The organism is Streptomyces sp. CNH189 (assembly GCF_000527195.1).
Genome location: NZ_AZUS01000019.1, coordinates 23,261 through 42,667 on the forward strand (window position 1 = coordinate 23,261; position 19,407 = coordinate 42,667).

General features: G+C 72.6%; 18 protein-coding genes and 1 pseudogene. 11 read left to right on the forward strand and 8 right to left on the reverse strand.

Features of this window, described 5'->3' with window-relative positions; all coding sequences use genetic code 11:
* Nucleotides 1–11 precede the first annotated feature (11 nt).
* From B100_RS0124080 to B100_RS0124100, 5 genes are all read left to right on the forward strand, one after another.
* On the forward strand, nt 12–818 hold the full coding sequence (locus B100_RS0124080) for a class I SAM-dependent methyltransferase (RefSeq protein ID WP_024886971.1): 807 nt from the start codon (nt 12–14) through the stop codon (nt 816–818).
* A gap of 61 nt (nt 819–879) precedes the next feature.
* A complete protein-coding gene (locus tag B100_RS0124085) occupies nt 880–2,475 on the forward strand; it encodes an ABC transporter substrate-binding protein (RefSeq protein ID WP_024886972.1) in 1,596 nt (531 codons plus the stop codon).
* Complete coding sequence (locus B100_RS0124090; protein ID WP_024886973.1) at nt 2,472–3,425, forward strand: ABC transporter permease; 954 nt, start codon at nt 2,472–2,474, stop codon at nt 3,423–3,425. Before B100_RS0124085 ends, B100_RS0124090 begins: the two co-directional genes overlap by 4 nt.
* Entirely contained in the window at nt 3,422–4,324 is a 903-nt protein-coding gene (locus tag B100_RS0124095; protein WP_078541155.1) for an ABC transporter permease, read from the forward strand. Before B100_RS0124090 ends, B100_RS0124095 begins: the two co-directional genes overlap by 4 nt.
* Nucleotides 4,321–5,898 carry an ABC transporter ATP-binding protein gene (locus B100_RS0124100; protein ID WP_024886975.1) on the forward strand — a complete coding sequence of 526 codons (1,578 nt, stop codon included), beginning with the start codon at nt 4,321–4,323 and terminating at the stop codon, nt 5,896–5,898. The genes B100_RS0124095 and B100_RS0124100 overlap by 4 nt, the downstream gene beginning before the upstream one ends.
* Before the next feature lie 16 nt (nt 5,899–5,914).
* Here B100_RS0124100 and B100_RS0124105 read toward each other — a convergent pair whose 3' ends face one another.
* A complete protein-coding gene (locus tag B100_RS0124105) occupies nt 5,915–6,784 on the reverse strand; it encodes an SGNH/GDSL hydrolase family protein (protein ID WP_024886976.1) in 870 nt (289 codons plus the stop codon).
* Complete coding sequence (locus tag B100_RS0124110) at nt 6,771–7,340, reverse strand: PadR family transcriptional regulator (RefSeq protein WP_024886977.1); 570 nt, start codon at nt 7,338–7,340, stop codon at nt 6,771–6,773. The genes B100_RS0124105 and B100_RS0124110 overlap by 14 nt, the downstream gene beginning before the upstream one ends.
* A gap of 74 nt (nt 7,341–7,414) precedes the next feature.
* On the opposite strand from B100_RS0124110, the gene B100_RS0124115 reads away from it, so the two are divergent.
* Complete coding sequence (locus B100_RS0124115) at nt 7,415–7,861, forward strand: nuclear transport factor 2 family protein (protein ID WP_051490049.1); 447 nt, start codon at nt 7,415–7,417, stop codon at nt 7,859–7,861.
* 127 nt (nt 7,862–7,988) lie between these two features.
* A complete protein-coding gene (locus B100_RS0124120; RefSeq protein WP_024886979.1) occupies nt 7,989–8,699 on the forward strand; it encodes a helix-turn-helix domain-containing protein in 711 nt (236 codons plus the stop codon).
* Here the strand turns inward: B100_RS0124120 and B100_RS0124125 are convergent.
* The 3 genes from B100_RS0124125 to B100_RS0124135 all read right to left on the reverse strand — a co-directional run bounded on the left by B100_RS0124125 (nt 8,681) and on the right by B100_RS0124135 (nt 11,351).
* The gene (locus B100_RS0124125) at nt 8,681–9,259 is read right to left on the reverse strand and encodes a dihydrofolate reductase family protein (protein WP_024886980.1); all 579 of its coding nucleotides are present in this window, start codon (nt 9,257–9,259) and stop codon (nt 8,681–8,683) included. The two genes, B100_RS0124120 and B100_RS0124125, sit on opposite strands and share 19 nt — an antisense overlap.
* A gap of 111 nt (nt 9,260–9,370) precedes the next feature.
* Nucleotides 9,371–10,909 (reverse strand): fused MFS/spermidine synthase, encoded by a 1,539-nt coding sequence (locus tag B100_RS0124130; protein WP_024886981.1) that lies wholly within the window; start codon nt 10,907–10,909, stop codon nt 9,371–9,373.
* A gap of 73 nt (nt 10,910–10,982) precedes the next feature.
* Nucleotides 10,983–11,351, reverse strand: a complete 369-nt coding sequence (locus B100_RS0124135) for a hypothetical protein (RefSeq protein ID WP_051490051.1) — start codon at nt 11,349–11,351, stop codon at nt 10,983–10,985.
* 166 nt (nt 11,352–11,517) lie between these two features.
* On the opposite strand from B100_RS0124135, the gene B100_RS0124140 reads away from it, so the two are divergent.
* The 4 genes from B100_RS0124140 (at nt 11,518) to B100_RS0124155 (ending at nt 17,497) form a co-directional block, all read left to right on the forward strand.
* Nucleotides 11,518–12,195: a 2-phosphosulfolactate phosphatase gene (locus B100_RS0124140; RefSeq protein WP_024886983.1), complete on the forward strand. Its 678-nt coding sequence runs from the start codon at nt 11,518–11,520 to the stop codon at nt 12,193–12,195.
* Nucleotides 12,196–12,379: 184 nt separating this feature from the next.
* Complete coding sequence (locus tag B100_RS0124145) at nt 12,380–15,718, forward strand: GH92 family glycosyl hydrolase (protein WP_024886984.1); 3,339 nt, start codon at nt 12,380–12,382, stop codon at nt 15,716–15,718.
* A 187-nt stretch (nt 15,719–15,905) separates the two neighbouring features.
* A complete protein-coding gene (locus B100_RS0124150; protein ID WP_024886985.1) occupies nt 15,906–16,694 on the forward strand; it encodes a DUF427 domain-containing protein in 789 nt (262 codons plus the stop codon).
* A gap of 254 nt (nt 16,695–16,948) precedes the next feature.
* The gene (locus B100_RS0124155) at nt 16,949–17,497 is read left to right on the forward strand and encodes a DUF1062 domain-containing protein (RefSeq protein WP_024886986.1); all 549 of its coding nucleotides are present in this window, start codon (nt 16,949–16,951) and stop codon (nt 17,495–17,497) included.
* A gap of 55 nt (nt 17,498–17,552) precedes the next feature.
* On the opposite strand, the gene B100_RS0124160 is transcribed toward B100_RS0124155, so the two are convergent.
* The 3 genes and pseudogenes from B100_RS0124160 to B100_RS0124165 all read right to left on the reverse strand — a co-directional run bounded on the left by B100_RS0124160 (nt 17,553) and on the right by B100_RS0124165 (nt 19,395).
* Nucleotides 17,553–18,317: a class I SAM-dependent methyltransferase gene (locus B100_RS0124160; RefSeq protein WP_024886987.1), complete on the reverse strand. Its 765-nt coding sequence runs from the start codon at nt 18,315–18,317 to the stop codon at nt 17,553–17,555.
* A 193-nt stretch (nt 18,318–18,510) separates the two neighbouring features.
* Nucleotides 18,511–18,603: pseudogene (locus tag B100_RS36590) on the reverse strand (IS5/IS1182 family transposase); the annotation flags it as partial.
* Nucleotides 18,604–18,981: 378 nt separating this feature from the next.
* On the reverse strand, nt 18,982–19,395 hold the full coding sequence (locus B100_RS0124165) for an SRPBCC family protein (protein ID WP_024886988.1): 414 nt from the start codon (nt 19,393–19,395) through the stop codon (nt 18,982–18,984).
* Between the last annotated feature and the right edge of the window lie 12 nt (nt 19,396–19,407).

The following is a 19,407-nucleotide window of genomic DNA, read 5'->3' on the forward strand; positions in this document are numbered from 1 at the left end:
GGGGAACCGGCATGACTTTCCCGTCCGACGGGCGCTCCCGCAATCTGCTCACGGACCGTCCCGAGTTGTACGAGGCCCGCTTCCCCGATCCCGGCCGGCTGGCCGGGCGGTGGGCGGAGGACTGCCTGCGACGGCACGACGCGGGGCCGCGTGTGCTGGACATGGGCTGCGGCACCGGGCGCGACGCCGCCCACCTGCACGGTGCGGGACGCCTGGTGACCGCGGCGGACCTGTCCGAGCCGATGCTCGCCCACGCGCGCGCCCACCACCCGGGGCCCCGTTACGTGCGCGCCGATCTGCACGGATTCGACGTCGGGCGGGGCGCGTTCGACGCCGTGGTGTGCCTCGACAGCGCTCTGCTGTACTGCCACACCAACGAGCAGCTCGACCGCTTCCTGTCCTCCAGCCGACGGGCGCTGGGCCCCGGCGGCCTGTTGGTGGCGGAGATGCGCAACGGCGCCTACTTCCTGGGGCGTTCGGATCTGCTCGGCACCCCCGCCGTCGCCGCGTTGGACTGGCGGGGCACCGTCCACCGGTCCGTCACCACGCTCACCGTGGACCGTACGGCCCAGCTCCTGCGCCGGGTCCGCGTGTGGCGCGCGGACGACGGCTCCGAGCCCGTCGAAGAGCGTACGGCGTGGCGGCTGCTGTTCCCGCAGGAGCTGCGCCACCTCCTGACCTCCCACGGCTTCGAGGTCCTGGAACTGCACGACGGACCGGGCCCGCGCACCGAACCGCCCTGGCGCGAGGGACTGCTCCCCGGCCGCACCGCCGACGCCGACCGGCTGCACGTCGTGGCCCGACTCACCCGGCCCTGACAGCCGCCTCCGCGTCCAGGCACCACCGAACCATCGACCACACACTCGCAAGGACATCCCCATGCACGAAGGAACATCTCACCCGCTGCCCCAGGACCGCTTCGCGGGCCTGCGACGACGCGGCTTCCTCACCGCCACCGGCGCCGCCTCCCTCGGCGCGCTCTCCCTGGCCGGCTGCGGCGGCCCCGGAGACGACAGTGACCCCGAACCGGGCGGCAGGCCGAAGCGCGGCGGCCGGCTGCGCGCCGCGTTCGCGGGCGGCGGCGCGAGCGAGACGCTCGACCCGCACCGGGCCAACCTGTTCGCCGACGCGGCCCGCGCCAAGGCGCTCTACGACAAACTCGCCGACTACGGCCCCGATCTGTCCGCCCGGCCGCGCCTCGCCGAGCGGTGGGAACCCAACACCACCCTGGACCGCTGGCAGGTCACGCTGCGGGAGGCGACCTTCCACGACGGCAGACCGGTCACCTCCGAAGACGTCCTCCACAGTTACCGCCGTATCGCGGATCCCGGGGAGTCGTTCCGGGCCCGGGCCTCCCTCGAACCCATCGACCTGGACGCGAGCCGTGCCACGGGCCGGCGGGCCATCGAGTTCGTCCTCAAGCGGCCCACCGCCGAATTCCCCAACGTCCTGGCCTCGTTCGGCGCGTACGTCGTGCCCGCGCACGCGTCCGACTTCGACCGGGACCCGGTCGGCTCCGGCCCCTTCCGCTTCGTGTCGTTCACCCCGGGCCGTTCGGCCGTCTTCCGCCGCTACGACGACCACTGGGACGGCGCCCCGTACCTGGACGAGGTCGAGTTCGTCGTCGCCAACGACGAGTCGGCCCGCGTCAACGCCCTGCTCGGCGGACAGGTCGAGTACGCCCACGAGCTCGCCCCGGCGACCGCCCGCGCCCACGAGGACCAGGGCCGGATCAGGATCGTGCGGCTGCGGAACAGCGCCATGCAGGCGTTCTGCATGAAGACCGACCGGCCGCCCTTCGACGACGTACGGGTGCGCCGGGCGTTCTTCCTGATCGCCGACCGGCGGGAACTCGTCGACGCCGCGCTGTCCGGTGCGGGCGAGACGGGCAACGACCTGTTCGGCAAGGGCTACGAGTACTACGCGGACGGTCTGCCGCAGCGCGAACAGGACGTGGACAAGGCCAGGTTCCTGCTCAAGCAGGCCGGTGCCGAGGATCTGCGGGTCACCCTTGACACCTCGGCCGTCGCCGCCGGTTTCACCGAGGCCGCGAGCGTCTTCCGCGACCAGGCGAAGCAGGCGGGGGTCACGGTCGACGTGCGGATGGGCGGCAAGGACACGTACTGGAGCGACATCCTCGACCGCGGCACACTCTGCTGCTACCGCTCCGGCGCCATGCCGATCGAGTCCCACTTCTCGCAGCGCCTGCTCACCGACTCCACCACCAACGCCACCCGGTGGCGGCACCGGGACTTCGACGCGTTGTACCGGCAGGCGCAGTCCACCCGCGACCGGCGGGAACGCGGCGCCGTCTACGAGCGCATGCAGCGCCGCCTGTACTCCGAGGGCGGGTTCCTCGTCTGGGGGTTCGCCGACTGGATCATCGGAACCGCGCGCACGGTACGGGGGGTCGCGACGGACGCGCCGGCCAACACCCTCGACTGGGCGCGCTTCGACACGGTGTGGCTCGCGTGAGCGGACTGCGCTCCTTCGTCGCCCGGCGGCTGCTCCTCGGTGTGCTGCAGATCGTGGCCGTGGTGCTGCTGGTCTTCGCGCTCACCGAGGCGCTGCCGGGCGACGCCGCCGTCGCCCTCGCCGGTGACCAGCCGGACCCGGCCCGCATCGAGGCGATCCGCACGGCCATGGAACTGGACCGGCCCGCGTGGGAGCGGCTGGCGGACTGGACGGTGGGCCTGCTCCACGGGGACTTCGGCACCTCCCTGACCTCGGGGCGTCCGGTCGGCCGGTATCTCGCCGACGGCTTCGGTCCCACCCTGCTGCTGGCCGCGCTCACCGTGGTGCTGCTGGTGCCGGCCGGGCTGGGTCTGGGGGTGCTCGCCGCCCGGTACGAAGGCCGCGTGGTCGACCGGCTCATCAGCTCGGTGACGCTCGCGGTGTACGCGGTGCCCGAGTTCGCCCTGGGGGTGCTGCTGGTCACGGTGTTCGCGCTGCGGCTCGGCTGGCTGCCACCGACGGCGGTCGGCCACGGCACGGACCTGCTCGGCCGGCCGGGGGTGCTCGTCCTGCCCGTCCTCGTACTGCTCGCCCGGCCCGTGTGCTCCCTGGTCCGGCTGGTGCGCGCCGGCATGATCGACGCGCTGGCCTCCCCGTACGTGGCGCAGGCCCTCCGGTACGGCGTCCCGGGTGTCCGCGTGCGCTTCCTGCACGCGCTGCCGCACGCGCTGGTGCCCGCGGTCCAGCAGCTGGCCCGGACGATCGACTGGCTGCTGTGCGGGGTCGTGGTCGTGGAGACGCTGTTCGTGATCCCGGGGCTCGGCACCGTTCTCCTCGGCGCCGTGGGTGAGCGCGACATTCCTGTCGTGCAGGGGCTGGCAGTGGTGTTCGGTGTGGTGACCGTCGTGCTGAACCTGGGGGCCGACCTGGTGGCGCACCGGCTCGTCCCGCGTGCGGGGGTGGCGGCGTGAACAGTGTTCGACATGCGCGGACGGGCCGCGTCGTGCTGGGGGTCACGGTCGTCACCGTGCCGGTGGTGCTCGCCCTGCTGGGGCCCGTCCTCGCGGGCGAACCCGGCTCGCGGGCCGCGTCGTTCGCCGAGGGCGGCGGGCACCTGTTCGGTACCGACTTCGTCGGCCGTGACGTCTGGTACCAGGTGCTGCACGGCGGGCGGCCGGTCGTGCTGACCGCGCTCGCCGCCAGCGCCCTGGCCTACCTCGTGGCGCTGCCGCTCGGCCTGGCCGGTGCGCTCACCCGCCGGCGGTGGCTGGAGGAACTGCTGATGCGGCCGCTGGACGTCCTGCTCGCCGTGCCGTCACTGCTGATGATCCTGCTGGTCGCCACCGTGTTCTCGCCCGGGGCCGCGGGGCTCGCGCTGCTGGTCGCGGTCGTCAACGTGCCCGACGCGGCCCGGCTGGTACGGGCGACGGCTACGGACATCGCGGCACGCCCGGCGGTGGAGGCCCTGCGGATGCAGGGGGAGACGTGGTGGCGCGTCGCCGTCGGCCACGTCGGCCGTTCCATGGTGCGCACGTTGGCCGCCGACGCCGGTACCCGGCTCACGGGTGTGCTGTACCTGGTCGCCACGGCGGCGTTCCTCGGTGTCGGCGCGGCGCCCGACGCCGCCGACTGGGCGGTCATGGTCGACCGGAACCGGACCGGGCTGTTCCTGCAGCCCTGGGCCGTGGTCGTGCCCGCGCTGCTGATCGTCGCCCTCACCACGGGGACCAACCTGCTGTTCGACGCGGCGCTGGACAAGGGCGGACGCGGGCGCGCCCGCGCGTCGGTGCCCGAGTCGGGGTCCGTGTCCGTGTCGGAGGGGGCCGGTCACATTCCAGCAGGCCACGCAGGGAAGGAGACGCGTCCGTGAGGCGCGACAGCGGCATCGGCGAGGGTCCTGTGGCCGAGGTGAGTGACCTGCGCGTCGAGATCGACGGCAGGGCGATCGTCGACGGCGTTTCCTTCAGGGTGCTGCCCGGCGCGGTCACGGCGCTGGTGGGTGCCTCCGGGAGCGGCAAGACGACGACGGGACTGGCCCTGCTCGGCGCGTACCCGTACGGCGCCCGGGTCAGCGGCGAGGTGCGCGTGGCCGCCGGGGGGCGGGTCGGCCACATCCCCCAGCATCCGGCGACCGTGCTCGCGCCGGCCCGCCGTGTCGACGCCCTGCTCACCGACATCGCCCGGCCGCAGGTGCGCCATCTGCCGCGCGGGCGGCGTCGGGCGGCGGCCCGCGCGCTGGTGGTGCGCGCACTCTCCGACGCGCAACTCCCGCACGCGGAACTTCTGTTGCGCCGGTACCCGCATCAGTTGTCCGGCGGTCAGCAGCAACGTGTCGTGCTCGCCCAGGCCCTGCTGCTCGGCTCGCGGGTCGTCGTCGCCGACGAACCCACGACGGGACAGGACAGCCTCACCAAGCGCCGTGTCGTCGAGCAGCTCGCGGCCGTCGCGGCCCGCGGCGTCGCCGTGGTGCTGCTCAGCCACGACCTGGAGGTCGTCCGGGCGCTCGCCGACGACGTGGTGGTCATGCGGGCGGGCAAGGTCGTCGAGTCGGGCCCCTCCCCGCGCGTGTGGGCGGCTCCGCGCCACGCGTGGACACGTGAACTGCTGCGGTCGGACAAGGAGTTGCCCTCCTTCGAGGACGCGCTGCGCGTCGGGCCTCCTGTACTGCGCGTGCGCGGACTGACGGCGCGGCACCGCGACGCGCGGTCCGCCGCCTCCGCCGCGGTCGTGCTGCGCGTGCCCGAGCTCGATCTGAGGGCCGGGGAGTGTCTGGCCGTGGTCGGCCGGTCCGGGAGCGGAAAGACCACCCTTGCCCGCTGTCTCGCCGGCCTGCACCGCGGCCACGACGGCGAGATCCTGCTCGACGGCACTCCGCTCCCTCGCAGCCTGCGCGACCGCGGCCGCGCCCAACTCGCCGCCGTGCAGTACGTGTTCCAGGACGCGCAGGCCGCCTTCGACGAGCACCGGTCCGTTCTGCACCAGGTGGCCCGCAGCGCGGTACGTCTGCGCGGAGCCGACGCGGAGACGGCGCGGCGGGACGCCCTGGCCACCACGGCCCGCCTCGGTCTGCCGGAAGACCTGGTCCGTCGACGACCGGGCGGTCTCTCCGGTGGCGAACTCCAGCGCGCCGCCCTGGCCCGTGCCCTGCTGGCCCGCCCCCGTGTGCTGCTGTGCGACGAGATCACCTCCGGCCTCGACACGGTCACCCGCCGGGACATCCTGCGGACCCTGACGGAACTGGTCCGGGAGCGCGCCGACATGAGCGTGGTCCTGATCACCCACGACCTCGAGACAGCGGCCCTCGCGCACCGCCTCGCCGTCCTGGACGCGGGGGAGGTCGTCGAACAGGGCTCGGCGCAGGCGGTCCTGACCGCTCCCCGGCATCCGTTCACCAGGTCATTGGTCGGATCGCTGGAACGGCCGGCCGCACGCACGGGTCCCTGAGACGCGGGCGTCCGGATCAGCCGCCCGTCACGGGACGCCGATCGTCCAGCGCGGGATGCGGTTCGTCCGGTGCGGGACGCCGTTCGTCCGGAGCGGTGAGCGGTGCGTCCAGCACCGGGTGGAGCAGCGGGCGTTTGGGGCCGCGGCCGTCGCCGGAGGACCGGCCCCTCAGCCGGCGGAGCAGCCACGGTCCGAGGAAGCCCGCGGCCCACCGCAGTTCGGTACCCACGGCGCGCAGGCCGGTGGGCAGGGTCCGCGGCGGGAGGGGGTGGGTCCAGGTGTCGTCGCTGTCCGGCAGGGACAGGGCCTGGGCGAGAGCGGCGGCGATGCGCCGGTGGCCCAGAGGACTCGCGTGGAGCCGGTCGTGGCTCCACAGCCGGGGGTCGCCCGCCACCGGGTGGAGCGCCGTCTCGGCGACGACCACCCCGTGCCGGCGGGCGGTGTCGCGGATGCCCTCGTTGAGCGCCCTGACCCGGGGGATCAGGGGGCGCGCGATCGGGCAGACGCGGGAGAGGTCGGGGATGGTGATCGTGGCGACCCGGGCGCCCTGTGCCGTGAGGGCGCCGAACATGGCGTCCAGGTGGGTGCACACCTCGTCGGCGTCGAAGCGGGGCCGCAGCAGGTCGTTGACTCCGGCGACGACGGTGGCGAGGTCGGGCCGCAGCGCGAGGGCCGGGGCGAGCTGCTCGGCGTGGATCTGCGCGGCGAGGCGGCCCCGTACGGCCAGGTTGGCGTACTGGAGGGCTGGCTCGTGGCGGGCGAGGTGCTCGGCGAGACGGTCGGCGAAACCGCGCAGACCGCTGATGTCGTCGCCGTCGCCGACGCCCTCGGTCTGGCTGTCGCCGAGGGCGACGTAGCGCGGGAAGGGGGTGTCAGTTCCGCGCACGACTGTGCCGCCTTCCTTCGAGTACGGCGACGGTCCGCAGGCACCAGTCGCGGTTCTCCTGTTCGAACGCCACGCCGCGGAGGCAGGTCAGGTAAGGGCCGATCCGTTCGCCGTGCCGGAGGAAGTCCTCCTCGTCGCGTCCGCCGCGCAGGCGCCGCAGGAGCGCTTCGAACAGTTCGATCCGGGCGCGGGCGATGTCGGCGCGTTCCGTGAGCTGCTCGACGAGGACGGCGGCGTCGACCCGGTCCGCCGCCTGCACCTTGACCATGAGGTCGTCCCGGACGAAGGCGGGCTTGGCGGAGGCCGCCGTGAAGGCCTCCAGCTCCGCCAGGCCGGCGTCGGTCACATGGAACAGCCGCTTGTTGGGCCGACTCTCCTGGACCACCTCCCGGCCCTCGACGAGGCCCTGCTGCTCCAGCCGGGTCAGCTCGGCGTAGAGCTGCTGGGGCTGCGCGTACCAGAAGTTGGCCACGCCCACGTCGAACGCCTTGGCCAACTGGTAGCCGCTGAGCTCGCCGTCGAGCAGCGCCGCCAGCACCGCGTGTTTGAGTGCCATGTGATCTCCTCCTGTCCCGCCTCTGTCGCGTCGCAGGCCCCCCATGATAGTCATGAATCTGACTACTCACATCCATGACTATCAAGGTGGTGTGGCCCGTGGACACCGCGGACCGTTTCCGTGCAGCCGTCGACAACCGGGACCTGGCTGCCCTGGAGGACCTGTTCACCGACGACATCCGCCTCTACAGCCCGGTGAAGTTCACGCCGTTCGAGGGCAAGCCGATGGTGACGGGGCTCTTCGGAGTGCTGCTGCGGACCTTCGAGGACTTCCGCTACGTCGGGGATCACCCCGGCACCGCGCAGACCAGCGCGGACGGGGCGACGCTGCCGTCCTCGGTGCTGGTCTTCCGCGCCACGGCGGGCGGCAAGGAGATCCACGGCATCGACCTGCTGCACTTCGCCGCGGACGGCCGGATCAAGGAGTTCACCGTGATGGTGCGGCCCCGGTCAGCCGTGGAGGCGCTCGGTCAGGCCGTGCTCGAGGGCCTGGTGGCCGACGGCCTGGTCCCGGCACCGTAGCCCACCGGCCGGCACCACGGGCGACCGGCGGCCAGGCACCGTGGGCGACCGGCCGGGCACGCGGTACGCGGTACGCCCGCTGCGGTTCCCCGCGCTCCCACACTCCACGGAGGCGTATTCTGCGGACGTGGGGCTGCACTTCGAGACACGTCACTCCGACTCGCCGTGGGTCGACAGCGTGTGGACGTGCACCGGTGAGCAGGTCGCCACCATGACGTCCGTCGCCGGGACGCGGCTGGGTCTGGTGTTCTGGCGGCAGGACGGCCGGTCGTACGCGGCGGTCACGGGTCCCGAGACCCGTACGGGTACGGCGCCCGTGCCCGAGGGGGCCACGTTCACCGGGATCGAGTTCGCCGTGGGCAGCACGCTGCGGATGGTGCCGACCGCGGAGCTGGTCGACGGCGGTGTCGCGCTCCCCGACACGTCACACCGGACGTTCCGGCTGGACGGCGCCCGCTGGGAGACGCCCGGTCCCGACGACGCCGAGGCGCTGGTCGGGCGGATGGTGCGGGCCGGGGTGCTGGCCCGCGATCCCTTCGTCACGGACCTGCTCCGCGGCCATCGGCCCGCCGTCTCGCAGCGGACCGTCGAGCGGCGTTTCCGCGCCGGGACGGGGCTGACCCAGGGCGCGGTACGGCAGATCGAGCGGGCGCGCACGGCGGCGCAACTGCTGGCGGCGGGCCATCCGGCGCCCGACGTCGCCGTCAAGCTCGACTACTTCGACGAGCCGCATCTGGCCCGGGCCCTGCGGACGTATGTCGGGCGCACCGCACGGCAGTTGCGTGAGGGCGCGGGCGGCGCGATCGGCCTCGACGTCGATCAGCGCCTGACGTCGTAGACCATTTTGAGGATGCCGTTGGAGTACGTCTGCGACTCCCGCAGTGCGAGCATCTGCTTGTCCCGGTCGGCGCGGCCGAACAGGCTCTTGCCGGCGCCGAGCAGCACGGGGAAGACCAGCAGGTTGTACTGGTCGATCAGGCCCGCGTCCGACAGCCGCCGGGCGAGTTCCGCACTGCCGTGGATGAAGATCGCGCCGCCGTCACCCTCCTTGAGCGCGGCGACGTCCTCGGTCGAGCGCAGCACCGTGGTCGGGCCCCATCCGTCGACCAGGGCGTCCTCGGGCAACGTCGTCGACACCACGTACTTCGGCAGGTCGCGGTAGGCGGCGTGGTCCTCCGAGCCGGGCCAGACGGCGGCGAACGCCTCGTAGCTGCGGCGGCCGAACATCAGCGCCGCCGTGTCGGCCAGTTCCTCGCCCTTCAGCGACCAGGCCTCCTCGACGAAGTCGAGGTCCTTCACCACCCAGCCGCCGCTGCGGTGCTCCTCCCCCGGCCCTCCGCCGGGCGAGTCCACCACGCCGTCCAGCGACATGAATCCCGTGTACACCAGTTTCCGCATGACGCGCCTCCTCGGTCCCCCTGTGCTTCCGCGTTCACGCTAGAGCGCGGCGGGGGCGTCCGTCTTGGACGAAAACGACAGCGGCTGCGGTCAGCGGCCTCGTGACGCGGGTCAGCGGCGGCCGGGTGAGGCGTGGGGCTGGAGGAGCTGGTCGACGGGGGCGTGGTCGTCGGTGAGGACGGGGGCGTCGCCGGTCCACGAGGTGAGTGCGGCGCCCGTGGCGATCCTCCAGCCCGTACGGCGGGTGTCGAGCGCCCGCTGGATCGCGCGCAGGTCGACGGTGCGGTCGGAGGCGACCACCACGACGTTGCCGCCGACGGGCGCCTCGGAGCGGGCGAGGCCGATGTCGGTGGGTTCGCCGAGCAGCGCGACATAGTTGAACACCTCGCCCAACGTGGCCAGTTCGGCCTTCGCGAACGACATGTCGCCGTGGTCGATGAGGTTGGCGACGTACAGGCCGTCCCCGGCGAGGACGCGCCGCACCTCCGTCAGCGCCTCCACGGTGGTCAGGTGCCACGGGACGCTGACACCCCCGAACGCGTCACCGACGACGAGGTCGAGACTGCCGGTGTCCAGCCGCTTCAGCCCCAGCCTGCCGTCCTCGGTGCGCACGTCGACGCCGGTCCCCGGCGCGAGGCCGAACCGTTCGCGGTCGATGCGGACGACCTCGCCGTCGATCTCGGAGACCACGCTGCGCGTGCCGGGGCGGGTGGCCGCGAGGTAGCGGGGCACGGTCAGTCCGCCGCCGCCCAGGTGGTGGGCGGTGAGCGGCCGATTCCCGGGGTACGCGGCGTCGACCACCGACGCGACGGCCTTGACGTACGTGAACTCCAGGTGGGCCGGGTCGTCGACGTCGACGTACGAGTGCCGCACGCCGTCCAGGACGAGCGTGTGGCCGCCGTCCCGGGCGGGGTCGGCGACGACCCGCGCGCAGTGGTACCTCGTCTCGACGTCACAGCCGCCCGGCGCGACGAAAGCCGCCAGGCCTCCCGCGGCCAGGGCGAGCGCCAGGGCTGCCGATGCGCCGTTGCGGCCGCGCGTCCCCCGGTTGACCGGCACCGAGGCGATCACCAGCAGCGCGCCGAGGCCGATCAGGATGCCGCTGACCGGCAGCCTCGACAGGAGGACGAAGCCGGTCAGGACGGTGCCGACGATCGACCCCACGGTGCCGATGCCTGACAGCCGGCCGACCACCGTGCCGGTCTCGGCGAGGCTGGTCAGCCGCACCTTGGTCACCAGGGGTGTCACCGCGGACAGCAGCGCGCCCGGCACCAGGACGGTCAGCGCCGCGACGAGGATCAGCAGCGCCGGCGCCCGTTCCGCCGTGCTGCGGAGCACGGCCGGAGTGAGGGCCACGACCACACCGGAGATGCCGAGTGCGGGTCCGAGGAGCCGCAGCGGGTCGACCTGGTCGGCGATGCGCCCGCCCAGCCAGGAGCCGAGCGCGATCGCCGTGAGGGCGATGCCGATCACCATGGTGCTGGTCTCGAGCGTGAGGCCGAGGTACGGGGCCAGCAGGCGCAGGGCGACGATCTCGACGACCAGCACCGCGGCCGAGGCCCCGAAGACCAGGACGGCGGCGGCCCTGGGGCCCAGGCCGGTGCGGCTGTGCGCCTCTTCGGCGACGGGCGAGGAAGACAATCCGGTCACAGGCGGCATCCTTCCACGCGGGCGCGGACGACATGCCGCTCCGCGCTTCCCGGCGCCTGAAGGCGGGACCCGGTCAGTCCGCGTCCGCGCGGACCCGGTAACTCACCGCCGGGTAAGGGAAGTCACCGGCGTTCAGCGTCCCGGTGCGGTAGGCGAGGTCGCCGGTCCCGCCCGGAGCGCCGGTGCGGCAGCCCGGGTTGAAGAAGACGTCCACGTTCCGGTCCGACACGGCCAGGTACGACGCGGCCGGCGCGGGAAGTTCCCGGCACACCCCGACCACGTCGAGGTCGGCGGACATCGCGGCGCCGCCCTGCTGGGCGCCGGTGTAGAACGTCACCCCTGGGCGCCAGTCCGTGGCTCCCGCCTGCGGCGCCGCCGCGACGGTCAGCAGCACGGCCGCGGCCCCCGTCACCAGAGCCGCCGACTTGCGGAGTCGTGTCATCAAGTGCCTCCCGGTATCTGTGAGTCATGGTCGGTCGCCAGTGTTCGAAACACACTGTGATTTCAGTTTCAACGAAAGCGTGAGACGTGAACCGGCCAGGCTCGCCCGCCCTTCGTCGGCTCAAAAGGCCAAGCGCTCCGGCCGTCGCATGCCGCATCATGACCGGATGCAAGCCCGCTTCCTCGGTATCGCCGAGTTGACCGATGTCCCGGACGTGGCCGTCGTGGTGGACGTCATGCGTGCGTACACGGTCGCCGCCTGGGCCTTCGCTCGCGGTGCCGAACGCATCGTCCTGGCCGAGTCCTTGGAGGACGCGCTGCACCTCAAGGCGCGTCACCCCGCGTGGGTCGCGCTCAAGGACGGACCGCCCGCGCCCGGCTTCGACCTGGTCAACTCCCCCGCCCTGCTGCGGTCCGCCGACCTCGACGGGCGCACCGTCGTGCAGAAGACCACGGCGGGCACCGTCGGCGCGCTCGCGGTCAAGGACGCCTCGCTGGTGCTCTGCGCCGGCTTCGTGGCCGCTGAGGCCACCGCCCGGGTGCTGCGCGAACGGGCCTCCGGGAGCGTCACGTTCGTCGTCACGGGCGAGGACGGGCGCGCCGAGGAAGACCTGGCGTGCGCCGAGTACATCGCCGCGCGCGCCGGCGGGGCCGGGACGGACGCCGCGGAGTTCCTGCGCCGTGCCGGTGCGTCGCGTGCCGCCGCCGAACTGACCCACGGGGTGCGCCGGGGGTCCAGCCCGGAGGACGTCGCGCTCTGCCTGGAACTCGACCGGTTCCCGTTCGCCATGATCGCCGCGGTGGAGGACTCACTCATGGTGCTGCGCCGGTGCGCCGTGCCCTGAACAGCCCTGTGCGGCGGCGGGGGTTGGCTCGACGGGCCGCCGTCAGACCTATTGACAACGATGTCAGCACCGTGATCTAGTCCGCTTCCGTCCGCAGGCGAGCAACGAGCCCACTCCCCCCGTCCCTTGACGATCGCCCCCCGTGCCGCACCACGGGGCAGGCGAGGAACAGGAGACCGCTTCCATGCACAGACCCCTCCGTCGATGGCGCCGTCGCGCCTCGACCGTCCTCGCCGCCCTCGTCGTCACCGGCGCCGGCCTGGCGCCCGTACCGGCCTTCGCCCAGCCCCCCTCTGCAGCCCAGTCCCCCTCGGCCGGGCAGCCCTCCTCGGCCGCCCGGTCCTCCACGGCCGGTGAGCGCCTCACCTCGCTCGTCAACCCGTTCATCGGCACCCAGAACTTCGGCAACACCTTCCCCGGGGCGAGCGCCCCGTTCGGGATGGTCCAGGTGAGCCCGGACACCGGCGGCCAGGGCGGCTACGACTACCAGCAGGACAAGATCCACGGATTCAGCCAGACCCACCTGTCCGGCGTCGGCTGCTCCGTGATGGGCGAGCTGCCGCTCATGCCGACCACCGGAACCGTCGACTCCGTCGATCCCGACGCCTACCGCTCGGCCTACTCGCACGACGACGAAGAGGCCGAACCCGGCTACTACCGCGTCGGGTTGACGACGTACGGCATCGACGCCGAGCTGACGGCCACCCCGCGCACGGGCTGGCAGCGCTACACCTTCCCCGCCACCGACCGCGCCAACGTCCTGTTCAACACGGGCAAGGCCAACCAGCGGGTGTACACCTCGGAGGTGCACGTCGTCGGTGACCGGACGGTCGAGGGCCGGGTCGAGGCGGGCAACTTCTGCGCGGGCAAGGACCGCCACACCGTGTACTTCACGGCCACCTTCGACCGGCCGTTCGCCTCGCACGGCACCTGGCGGGGCAGCACCCGCAGCCCCGGTGAGCGCGACGCGTCCGGTGAGGGGGGCAACGGCGCCTGGGTGACCTTCGACGCCGAGGACGACCGTGACGTCGTCGTCAAGGTGGGCCTCTCGTACACGGGCGTCGAGGGGGCCCGGAAGAACCTGAAGGCGGAGACGGACGACTCCTACGACTTCGACGCCACGCGGGCCGCGCTGCGGGACACGTGGGAACGCCGACTCGCCGCGGTGACGGTCGGCGGAGGGTCGGCCGAGCGGCGCCGCGCGTTCTACACGGCTCTGTACCACGCCCAGTTGCACCCGAACCTGGCCGGTGACGTCGACGGCCGGTACGCGGGCTTCGACGGCAAGGTGCACACCGCGTCCGGGTTCACGCCGTACCAGAACCTGTCGTTGTGGGACACGCACCGTCCGCAGAACCAGCTGCTGCAGTTGCTGGAGCCGAAGGTCGCCCGCGACGTCGCGCTGTCGGTCGTCGCGATCGGACGGGACGGCGGCTGGCTGCCGCGCTGGTCGCTCGCCAACAGCGAGACCAACATCATGACCGGCGACCCCGTGACCCCCTTCCTCGTCGAGGCCTGGTCGAAGGGCCTCCTCAAGGGTTACGAGAAGGAGGCGTACGCGCTGCTCCGAAAGAACGCCCTGGAGACGCCGCCGGACGACTCCCCCTACAACGGCCGTGCGGGGATCGCCGCGTACCTGGAGCGCGGCTATGTGCCCAGCGGGCTGGAGCTGGGAAAGGACTGCCCCGACAAGGGGGGTGACAACGACTGCGTCCATCCCGCGTCGGCGACCCTGGAGTACGCGGCGGCCGACGCGTCGCTCGCCCTGATGGCGAAGGGTCTCGGTCACGGCGCCGACGCCCGCCTGTTCGCGGCGCGCGGCCAGTGGTACCGCAACCTGTGGGACTCCTCGATCCAGCAGTTCCGGCCCCGCACCACCGAGGGCACCTGGATGACGCCGTACGACCCGGTCGAGGCGGGGCACCAGTTCCACGAGGGCGGCGCCTACCAGTACCAGTGGCTGGTCCCGCAGGACCCGGCCGGCCTCGTGGCGCTGATGGGCGGCAAGCGGAAGACGGAGCAGCGGCTCGACGCCTTCTTCGCCTACGACAAGCTGCTGAAGGACCCCGCCGGGACCGCACGCGACGAGTGGATCTCGGCGCCGTACGACTACTACGGCAAGCCGACCTACAACCCGAACAACGAGCCCGACCTGCACGCGCCGTACATGTACCTGTGGGCCGGCGCACCCGCCAAGACCGCCACCGTGGTCCGCGCCGCGACGACCCTCTTCACCGACGGTCCCGACGGCATGACCGGCAACGACGACCTGGGCACGATGTCCGCCTGGTACGTCTTCTCGTCCCTGGGCCTGTACCCGACGACGAACGGCGGCGACTTCCTCGCCGTGTCCAGCCCGCAGTTCCCCTCGGCGGTGATCCGCATCGGTGCCTACGGGAACCGGCAGGGCGGCACCCTGACGGTGAAGGCGCCGGGCACCGGCGACAGCCGACGGTACGTGCAGCGGGCGGAGTTCGGGGGCAAGGACCTGCGCGCCACCTGGCTGGACTGGGACGCCGTCGCCAAGGGCGGACGCCTCTCCTTCCTGATGGGCGACAGGCCGTCGGCGTGGGGCACGGGCAAGGGCGCCGAGCCGCCGTCCGTGAACCGCGCGGCCGCCGACTCCCGGCGCCACCTCGACGCCTCCCTCCGTACCTCGGCCGACGTGGTGCCGACGTCCGACACCGCCCAGAACGTACGGCTGCACCTTGACGTACTGGGGCAGGCCCCCCGCACGCTCCGCGCGTCGGTCCGCGCCGAGGTGCCCGAGGGGTGGACGGTGAAGACCTCCGGCCCGCTCACCCTGGCGTCCCAGCGGCTCCCGGTGCAGCGGACCGCGACGGTGGACGTGCGCGTCCCCGCCGGGACCGCGCCGGGCACGTACACCGTGCGGATCACGGCCGCCGCGAACGGGGTGAAGGGCGTGGAACGGGTCGCCACCGTCGAGGTGCGTGAGGCCGCGCGCTGCGCCGGGGACGGCGGTGAGCAGTGCGCTGTCGACCTCGGCAGGGAGCGCAACCACGACGGGACCGCGACCGTCGCGGCCTCCGGCGAGGGAGACTTCGACGGGTCGGGGTGGAGTTACGACGGTGACCTGCTGCCCGCGGCGGGACCCGTGGTGTGGGACGGCGTGACCTACGACGCCCCCGATCCGTCCGGTACGGCCGCGAACCTCGTCGAGGCCCGTGGTCAGGCCATGCTCCTGCCGGCCGGGTCGTACGGCACCCTGCGTCTGGTCGGCGCGGCTCACCACGGCCCGGTGACCACCGGCCTCACCGTCCGCTACACCGACGGCACCACCGCGGAGCTGCCGGTCACCGTGGGCGACTGGGCGGGGTCCGCGCCGGCGGGCACCTCCGTCGCGCTGGAGATGCCGCACCGCATCAAACGGGGTCAGGGCGTGGACGGCCCGCCGGTGCGTCTGTTCGCCGACTCGGTGGCCCTCGACGCGACGAAGACGGTCCGCTCGCTCGGCCTGCGGAACGATCCGCGGGTGCAGATCTACGCCGTCACGCTCGGCTAGGCACCGGGCAGGCCCGCGGGGCGGTGTGGCCGTGGCGGTCACACCGCCCCCGACGGCACTCATGACACGTGGGCCGACGCTGACGCGTTCCGCCGGTCACGCACGGTAGCGTGCCCGGTGCAGACGAGACCGGAGCCGCGTGGATCCCAGGGGTCCCGGGGACCCCAGTGGATCGAGGTGGCCGCCGATGGGTGACGAAAGTGTCCTGCACCCCAGCCTGATCGTCCCGGTCGGGCACGTCGAACCGGTACCGCGCCGCGTTCGCGGCCTGGTGGACGGGCACGTCGTCTTCGACACCCGCCGCGCCCGGTACGTGTGGGAGTGGCCGGGATACCCGCAGTACAGCATCCCGCCGGAGGACCTGGTCGAGGGCACTCTGATCGACGACGGCCGGACCGGGAAGCTCGGCGCGGGTCCCGCCCGGCGCCACTCGCTGCGGGTACGGGACGCGGTCCGCGAGGGCGCCGCCTGGATCTGGCAGGACGGCGCTCCGGAGGCGGTCGTCGGCACCGTCCGCTTCCGGTGGGACGCGCTGGACCGGTGGCTGGAGGAGGACGAACCGGTCTTCGTCCACCCCCGGAGCCCCTACACCCGTGTGGACGCGCTGCGTTCGTCCAGTGCGGTGCGCGTGGAACTGGACGGCGTGGTCCTCGCGGCCGCCCCGCACTGCGTGAAGCTGTTCGAGACCGGCCTGCCGACCCGTTACTACCTCGACCCCGCCCACATCAACTGGCCGCTGCTGCGCCACACCGACAACGTCACCCAGTGCCCGTACAAGGGGACGACGAGCGGTCACTGGTCCTTCGACAGCGAGGCCGGCACCCACGAGAACATTCTCTGGGCGTACGACTTCCCCACCGTCCAGTCGTCGGGTATCGCGGGACTGGCGGCGTTCTACAACGAGTACGTCGACCTGTACGTGGACGGCGTCCTCCTGCCCCGCCCCACCGGCACCCCCGGCGTACCCCCCAGGTAACCGTCGCAGCGGGCCTGAGCACCCGGCGCGGACGAGCCCGCCGGAAGACCCTCGGGCCCGCGCGAAAATCCGGTGGAGCGGCGGCTCCGTCGGTGGCTACAGTGCTCCGCGTCCCAACCGCCCAGCCGAGGACAGCCGTTGTACACCCTGTGAGACCTCCCAAGCGCTGATCTGTCGCGCGTCGCCTTCTCGGCGGCGTGCTGATTCCTGCTGCGGATCTCTCGCGGATCTCTCACCGAGAACGGTGTACTTCTGTGCTCAACACCTGGGCTGTCATACCCACCTGCCTGCCGTTGGTCCGGCGCCGCTGCCACACCTGTGCGTCCGGGCGTTTCCGGGCGAGCGGCAAGTTCCGCGTCAACGCCCACCACAAGCTCATCGACGTCTGGCTCCTCCTGCTCTGCACGGGGTGCGGGGAGACGGTGAAGCTCTCGGTGCTGGAGCGCGTACATGTGCGCTCCGTGCGCCCCGAGGTGCTGGACCTGCTGCACGACAACGACCTCGGTCTGACGGCCGAGTTGCTCCAGGACCCGGGCGTGCTGCGCCGCAACCGGGTCGCCCTCGACTGGGCCGGCGCCTGGCGACTCGACACCGGCGGTTCGGACCACCTCGACCAGGAGGTGACCGACGTCTCGGTCCGCTTCGCGGCGCGGGTCCCGGTCCGGCCGGTGCGTCTGGTCGCCGACGGGTTCGGTCTCTCGCCGGGCGAGGTGGAACGGCTGGTGCCGGAGGGGAAGTTGGTCTCGGTGGTCCGGCTGGACAGCCGTCTCTCCGGTGACTTCACCTTCGCGCTCAAGCGCTGACCGCGCGGCGAGGTGGGGAGCCCGCCCGGCGGATCTCGCCGGGCGGCCCTTTCGGTCATGCCGGTGTCTCGGCGGCGAAGAACAGGAACGTGGGGGGGGTGGACAGGTCCCGGAAGGCGTCGGGGAACAGGTCGCGGGCGGCCGGGTCGGGCTGCGGCTCGCTGATCAGGACGCGGTGGAACCCGGCGGTCGTGAAGGCGTCGGTCATGGCGCGCAGCGGTTTCCGCCAGAACCGCATGCGGTGCGACTCCCCCTCCAGCGTCCAGTCGAAGGCGTAGCTGGTGGTGGCGAAGTAGTCGGGCCGGGGCTCCTGGAAGGTGTACGCGACAAACGGGTGGTCCACCGACGCGAACAGCCGTCCGCCGGGCGCGAGCACCCGCCGTATCTCGGCGAGCACCGGACCCCAGTCCTCCAGGTAGTGCAACACCAGCGAGGCGACGACGTCGTCGAACGCACCGTCCTCGAACGGCAGGGGGTCACGCAGGTCGGCCCGGTGCAGGGCCACGCCGTCGCCGAGCCGCTTCCTGGCCAGCGCCAGCATCCGCTCACTGGCGTCGACCCCGGTGACGGCGGCACCCCGGTCGCGCAGTGCGGCGGACAGCGGCCCGGCCCCGCAGCCGACGTCCAGGACCCGGTGGCCGGTCACGTCTCCCGCGAGGGCGAGCATCGCGGGCCGGGCGTAGTACGCGTTCACGAGGTTGCCCTCGGTCTCCCGCACGTACGCCTCGGCGAAGCGGTCGTAGTCGTTCACTCCGTGCGCGTCCGCGTCCGCGTCGGCGGGGCGGGCCGGGCTTTCGGGGTTCTCGGTCGCGTGTCCCATCGGCGCAGCCTAAAGGTTGGCCCGTAACAGGGCCCGGCGTCTCACGGCCTACTTGGCGCTCGTTGATGGCCCTGGTCGGTGCTGTGGGGGGGCGTTCGTGTTTGAGTCGCGATGTGAGGCGGTCCGCCGCTGGGTGGACGATGAGCCGTGACGCCGGACGGATACGAGAGGTTCACGGTGCGGCGGGACCAGCTCATCCGCTGAGCGCAAGGTTGTGGAGCCGTGCGACGCCCAGCATCGCGTGATGCACCCCGGCTCCGCGCAGGCGGCAGTCGCGAAGGAACTCGGCCCGACGCCGCGGGCGGCGTGGCTCACCGCTGCAGGTGTCATCGTTGCGACGGATGGTTGTCCTTGGTCGTCCAGGGCGTGGAGGGACGTTCCCAGACCGCGGCCGACGCCCGCACGCAGCCATGAGTCGTGGCTCTCGTCGACGTGCGGCTTCGCGGATCCGAGCCGCCTCGGCCGCAGCGCGAGCGGATCGGTGATCGGGCCGGCGGAAGCGGTGGCCGGCAGGTTGCCCGGGGGAACTCGCAGCCTCAGCTGGCCAGGGCCGGCGCGACAGGCAGCCGCCAGGAGCCGCAAGAACCCTCAGCACGAGGCCCGTTGGTGCCGGACAGACTCGTTGCCGAGCCGGCCGGCACCATCGGGCATCCCGTGTCCGTGTTCACGCCTCGAGTGTCTTCTTCAGCGCAGCCAGCCCTTCGGTGTAGATGCCGTGGAACAGAGCGATCGCTTCTTGTCCGGTGGTCCCGGCCGGTGTGAAGGTGCCGGACCACTCCACACGGCACTGCCCGCCGGGCTTCTCGTGCACGGTGAGGGTGGAGCGGTAGCCGGTGACAGGGAAGGGGGCCTGCACAATGGAGTAGCTGTAGGTACGCGCCTGGTTGTCGAACGCTTCGAGGCGTTCGACTATGACACCGCCTTCCTCGTTCGTGAGGCTGCGGACGCGGCCGCCTTCGCTGAGCGTGCTCGCGGGAATGTAGGGCAGCCAGTCGGGCAGGGAGTCGAAGCCTCCAATGAGCTGCCAGACGCAGTCGGCGGGCACCGGGATGTCGGTGGTTGCGGTCGTAGTCGCCATGCTCGTCTCCTG

Coding starts and splice junctions, on each gene's coding strand:
- B100_RS0124080 (WP_024886971.1), top strand. CDS start 12: ATGACTTTCCCGTCCGACGGGCGCTCCCGCAATCTGCTCACGGACCGT.
- B100_RS0124085 (WP_024886972.1), top strand. CDS start 880: ATGCACGAAGGAACATCTCACCCGCTGCCCCAGGACCGCTTCGCGGGC.
- B100_RS0124110 (WP_024886977.1), bottom strand. CDS start 7,340: ATGGCACTCAAACACGCGGTGCTGGCGGCGCTGCTCGACGGCGAGCTC.
- B100_RS0124115 (WP_051490049.1), top strand. CDS start 7,415: ATGACTATCAAGGTGGTGTGGCCCGTGGACACCGCGGACCGTTTCCGT.
- B100_RS0124125 (WP_024886980.1), bottom strand. CDS start 9,259: ATGCGGAAACTGGTGTACACGGGATTCATGTCGCTGGACGGCGTGGTG.
- B100_RS0124135 (WP_051490051.1), bottom strand. CDS start 11,351: ATGACACGACTCCGCAAGTCGGCGGCTCTGGTGACGGGGGCCGCGGCC.
- B100_RS0124140 (WP_024886983.1), top strand. CDS start 11,518: ATGCAAGCCCGCTTCCTCGGTATCGCCGAGTTGACCGATGTCCCGGAC.
- B100_RS0124145 (WP_024886984.1), top strand. CDS start 12,380: ATGCACAGACCCCTCCGTCGATGGCGCCGTCGCGCCTCGACCGTCCTC.
- B100_RS0124150 (WP_024886985.1), top strand. CDS start 15,906: ATGGGTGACGAAAGTGTCCTGCACCCCAGCCTGATCGTCCCGGTCGGG.
- B100_RS0124160 (WP_024886987.1), bottom strand. CDS start 18,317: ATGGGACACGCGACCGAGAACCCCGAAAGCCCGGCCCGCCCCGCCGAC.
- B100_RS0124165 (WP_024886988.1), bottom strand. CDS start 19,395: ATGGCGACTACGACCGCAACCACCGACATCCCGGTGCCCGCCGACTGC.